General features: G+C 71.3%; 3 protein-coding genes. All 3 read left to right on the top strand.

The annotated features are described in order from the left end of the window. Window positions 1-240 precede the first annotated feature (240 nt). A complete protein-coding gene (locus VLJ82_RS09560) occupies window positions 241-1,299 on the top strand; it encodes an ABC transporter ATP-binding protein (protein WP_408663111.1) in 1,059 nt (352 codons plus the stop codon). Further along, window positions 1,296-2,057 carry a hypothetical protein gene (locus VLJ82_RS09555; protein ID WP_408663110.1) on the top strand — a complete coding sequence of 254 codons (762 nt, stop codon included), beginning with the start codon at window positions 1,296-1,298 and terminating at the stop codon, window positions 2,055-2,057. Before VLJ82_RS09560 ends, VLJ82_RS09555 begins: the two co-directional genes overlap by 4 nt. A 179-nt stretch (window positions 2,058-2,236) precedes the next feature. Continuing rightward, window positions 2,237-4,291 (top strand): multifunctional oxoglutarate decarboxylase/oxoglutarate dehydrogenase thiamine pyrophosphate-binding subunit/dihydrolipoyllysine-residue succinyltransferase subunit (locus VLJ82_RS09550; RefSeq protein ID WP_408663109.1); only part of this gene is annotated, 2,055 nt, incomplete at its 3' end.

Raw genomic sequence — 4,291 nt, 5'->3', positions numbered from 1 at the left:
GCTGGCCGAGCTGCGCCGGACCGCCGACGCGACGGTGGCTTCCCCCGCCGAACTCGCCGGGGTGCTGGCCCGGCTGCTGGCAGCAGCCGGCTGAGCCACCCGATCCGGCCGTCGAGTGGCTGGCTGGGCTACCGGTACCAGCCGGCTGAGCTCTCCCCCGCCGAGGCCACGGCTGGCTGCCCGAGACTCGCCCGGACGCCGCTGCCGCACCGGCCCCGTCCCGGATGATCGAATAGGGCCATGACAGAGCCACCAGCGCCCGGACAACCCGCCCCGGGCCGCCTGCGCGGTGACGGGCGGATCGTGGTGGACAACCTGACCAAGGTGTTCGGCACCCAGCGAGCGGTGGACTCGCTCAGCTTCACCGTCGAACCCGGGTCGGTGACCGGCTTCCTCGGCCCGAACGGGGCGGGCAAGACCACCACCCTGCGGATGTTGCTGGGCCTGGTCCGCCCGACCTCGGGAACCGCGACCGTCAACGGGGTGAGCTACCAGTCGCTGCCCAGGCCCCTGCAGGCGGTCGGGGCGGCGCTGGAGGCAGCCAGCTTCCACCCGGCCCACACCGGCCTGCAGCACCTGCGGATCTACTGTGCGGCCGCCGACCTGCCGGCCCGCCGGGCCGACGAGGTCCTGGAACTGGTGGGCCTGACCCAGGCCGCAAAGAAGAAGACCAAGGGCTACTCGATGGGCATGCGGCAGCGGCTGGGCCTGGCCGGCACGCTGCTCGGCGACCCCCAGGTGCTGATCCTGGACGAGCCGGCCAACGGCCTGGACCCCGAAGGCATCCGCTGGCTGCGCGGCTTCTTCCGGCACCTGGCCGGCGAGGGCCGCACCATCCTGGTGTCGAGCCACCAGCTGGCCGAGGTGCAGGAGGTGGCCGACCGGGCGGTGATCCTGAACCGGGGCAAGCTGGTCCGGGCCGGCACCCTCGCCGAGCTGTCGGCCGGCACCGCCACCACCGTGGTCCGCGGGCCGGCGCTGGGTCCGCTGCAGCAGGCGCTGGCCGCCGCCGGCTTCGGCGGCACCACCGAACCGGACGGCGCGCTGCGGGTCCGCACCGACCAGATCGCCCACGTCGGGCATCTCGCCTTCACGCACGGGGTGGAACTGCACGAGCTGCGGCTGGAGGAGTTCGACCTGGAACGGCTGTTCTTCAGCCTGACCGAGGGCGAGCACCGGGCCGCCGCCCTCGGCCCGACCGGGCACCTGCCCACCGGCTCCCCCGGCGGCCCCCCGACCGGCTCCCCCGGCAGCCTCCCGGCCGGCGTGCCCGGCAACCGGCAGGGCGGTGCCCGGTGATCAAGCTGATCCGCTCCGAGGTCTTGAAGATCCGCAGCACCCAGGTGTGGTTCTGGATGCTGGTGCTGTCGGCCGCCTTCACCGCGCTCGGCACCGTCGGCAACACCTACAACGCGGTCCAGGACTACCAGCAGGGCAGCCCGGTGGACTACTACAGCGTGTTCACCCAGTCCGAGGGCGCCGCGGTGGCGCTGCTGGTGCTGGGCCTGCTCGGGCTGACCACCGAGTTCCGCCACAAGACGATCACCCCGACGCTGCTGGCCACCCCGAACCGGTGGCAGCTGCTGGCCGGCAAGGCCGCCTCGTACGCCGTGTTCGCCATCGTCTACGCGGTGTTCTGCGTAGCGCTGAACTTCGCGATCGCGATCATCTGGCTGTCCGCCGAGAAAGTGCCGCTCGACTACGGCCACGGGGTGCCGGGCGGCGTCGGCAAGACCTTCCTGTCCCTGGTGCTGACCGGCATGTTCGGCCTGGGCCTGGGCGCGCTGCTGCGCAACCAGGCAGCCGCCATGGTCTTCGGCATCGTGTACTTCTTCGTCCTGGACGGCCTGCTCAGCTTCGTGCCGTGGGTCCGCAAGGGCTATCCCTGGACGCCGGGCGGCGCGGCCCGGGCGTTCACCTCCAACGGCTCGGTCAGTGGCCTGCCCGACGACGTGCACCTGCTGGCGCCGGTGGCCGGCGGGCTGCTGTTCTTGGCGTGGTCGCTGGGGCTGCTGCTGATCGGCGGCCGGATCAGCCTGAGCCGCGACATCAGCTGACCCGGCGGCCGGCCGGCTTGTGAGCAACCGCACCAGCCGGACGCCGCTCGATCGGGCTCCGGCGCTGCGGCCGGACCTGCTCCCCGCGTACCCTGATACTTCGGGTGTGACCTGGTCGGCGGGTACTGGTTTCCCGCCCACGGGTCGTCCCCAGCAGGCGTACCCCACACTCCGAGAAGGTGGCCGACGACGTGACCGCGCAGTCCTCGACTGGCAGTGAATCAACCCGCCCCGACTTCGGCGCGAACGAGTGGCTGGTCGAGGAGATGTACGAGCGCTACCTAGCCGACCCGTCGGCGGTGGACGCGGCCTGGCACGACTTCTTCGCCGACTACCGGCCTGCCGCCGGCCCGGCGAACTCGGTCCGGCAGGCGCCGTCGACCGGTGCCGGCGACGACGAGGAGGAGGACGAGCCCCAGGCCGGAGTCGCACCCGCCGCCGCGCAGAACGGCCACGCTGCCACCGACGGGACTTCGGGTACTGCGAGCACCACCGCCGCCGAGCCGGCTGCCCCGCAGGCTGATTCCCAGCAGGCGACAGCCCAGCCGGCCAAGGCCGAGTCCCCGAAGACCGAGCCCGCGAAGGCCGAACCCGCGAAGACCGAGCCCGCGAAGGGCGAGAGCCAGCCCGCGCAGGACAAGCCGGCCCCGAGCCAACCGGCCCAGGCCACTCCCGCCGCCAGCCAGCCGGCCTCCACCCAGCCCGCCGCCAAGCCGTCCTCGACCAGCCCGGCCGTTCCGTCCGGGGCGCAGGTCAGCGTGCTGCGCGGCGCGCCCGCCCGAGTCGTCAGCAACATGCAGGCCTCGCTGGAGATCCCGACCGCCACCAGCGTCCGCGCGGTGCCGGCCAAGCTGCTCGCCGACAACCGGATCATCATCAACAACCACCTGCGCCGGGCCCGCGGCGGCAAGGTGAGCTTCACCCACCTGATCGGCTACGCGGTGGTCCGGGCGCTGCGCGACTACCCGGAGATGAACAACCACTTCGCGGTCAACGCCGACGGCAAGCCGACCGTGGTGCGGCCCGAGCACGTCAACCTGGGCCTGGCCATCGACCTGCCGGGCAAGGACGGCGGCCGGTCGCTGGTGGTGGCCTCGATCAAGTCCGCCGAGGAGATGGACTTCGCGTCCTTCTGGGGCGCCTACGAGGACATCATCCGCCGCGCCCGGTCCGGCAAGCTGGCCGCCGACGACTTCGCCGGCACCACCGTCAGCCTGACCAACCCCGGCACCATCGGCACCAACCACTCGGTTCCCCGGCTGATGGCCGGCCAGGGCACCATCATCGGCGTCGGCGCGATGGAGTACCCGGCCGAGTTCAGCGGCATGAACCCCGACGCGCTCAACGACATGGGCATCTCGCGCACCATGACGCTGACCTCCACCTACGACCACCGGATCATCCAGGGCGCCCAATCCGGGGAGTTCCTGCGCCGGATCCACCAGCTGCTGCTCGGCGAGGACAACTTCTACTACGACATCTTCGGCTCGCTGCGCATCCCGTACGAGCCGGCGATCTGGCTGACCGACCGGGAGTTCAGCCACGAGGGCCAGATCGACAAGGGCGCCCGGGTCATCGAGCTGATCAACGCCTACCGGACTTCCGGCCACCTGATGGCCGACACCGACCCGCTGGAGTTCAAGATCCGGACCCACCCGGACCTCGACATCACCAAGCACGGCCTGACGCTGTGGGACCTGGACCGGGAGTTCGCGGTCGGCGGCTTCGCCGGCCAGAAGCTGATGCGGCTGCGCGACATCCTGGGCGTGCTGCGCGACGCCTACTGCCGCCGGGTCGGCGTCGAGTACATGCACATCATCGACCCTGAGGAACGTGCCTGGATCCAGCAGAACATCGAGGTCAAGAACGACGCGCTGAGCCGGGAGGAGCAAAAGCACATCCTGTCCCGGCTCAACGTCGCCGAGGCGTTCGAGACCTTCCTGCAGACCAAGTACGTCGGCCAGAAGCGGTTCAGCCTGGAAGGCGGCGAGACCGTCATCGCGCTGCTGGACGCGGTGCTGGCCGCGGCCGCCGGCTACTCCCTCGACGAGGTCGTCATCGGCATGCCGCACCGCGGCCGGCTCAACGTGCTCGCCAACATCGTCGGCAAGCCGTACGCCAAGATCTTCAACGAGTTCGAGGGCAACATCGACCCGGGCACCGCGCAGGGCTCCGGCGACGTCAAGTACCACCTCGGCGCGCACGGCACCTACGTCGCACCGGACGGCACCGAG

The organism is Jatrophihabitans sp., assembly GCF_035474675.1.
GTDB lineage: Bacteria > Actinomycetota > Actinomycetes > Mycobacteriales > Jatrophihabitantaceae > Jatrophihabitans_A.
The sequence above is the reverse complement of the archived record's forward strand: the minus strand, read 5'-3'. Positions and strand labels throughout refer to the sequence as shown.

Excerpts from the sequence above, each read along its gene's own strand:
- VLJ82_RS09560 (WP_408663111.1), top strand. The coding sequence starts at position 241 with ATGACAGAGCCACCAGCGCCCGGACAACCCGCCCCGGGCCGCCTGCGC.